The organism is Kamptonema sp. PCC 6506 (assembly GCF_000180455.1).
GTDB lineage: Bacteria > Cyanobacteriota > Cyanobacteriia > Cyanobacteriales > Microcoleaceae > Kamptonema > Kamptonema formosum.
In genome coordinates, this window is sequence record NZ_CACA01000158.1 from 1 (window position 1) to 521 (window position 521).

The 521-nt window shown below is 43.8% G+C and carries 1 protein-coding gene; it reads right to left on the reverse strand.

Features of this window, described 5'->3' with window-relative positions:
• Nucleotides 1-521: mechanosensitive ion channel domain-containing protein (locus OSCI_RS09020; RefSeq protein WP_039961962.1), on the reverse strand; the 521-nt coding region annotated here is incomplete at both ends.

The following is a 521-nucleotide window of genomic DNA, read 5'->3' on the forward strand; positions in this document are numbered from 1 at the left end:
TGATATCTGATAGTTGCTTCAAATTTATTTCAATTTTCAGTAGCATACGGGTGACTTCTTGCTCGGCTAGCAACCGCATGACCCCAACTTCTCGCTTCAATTTCTGTTTGACTCCGGCTCCAGAATAGCCATAGTAACGTTCAATTGCTTCCAGTTTTTGCTCTATGTCTCCCATTGTATCAGGATGGGCAAGCACTACTTTTTCCATCAGAGATATCGCTCTTGCTGGCTCGACATCACCCTTGATCGGAATGGAAATGGTGTAGTAATAGTGACTCGTAGGACGGCTGAGGTTGACGATATTTTGGCTTTGAAAGGCCGCATTAGGTATGTAAATCTCGGAGTGACTATCGATTAAGTACATACTTGTTAAGCGCAGACCAATTTTTCTGATCACTGCCCGCGAACCATCTGGCAAAGCCACAACATCGCCGAAACTGAAAGGCGTATCAATCAATAACACTAAGCCACTGAAAAAGTTCGCCAGAATGTCCTTTAAGGCAAAACCGAGGATAAATGCT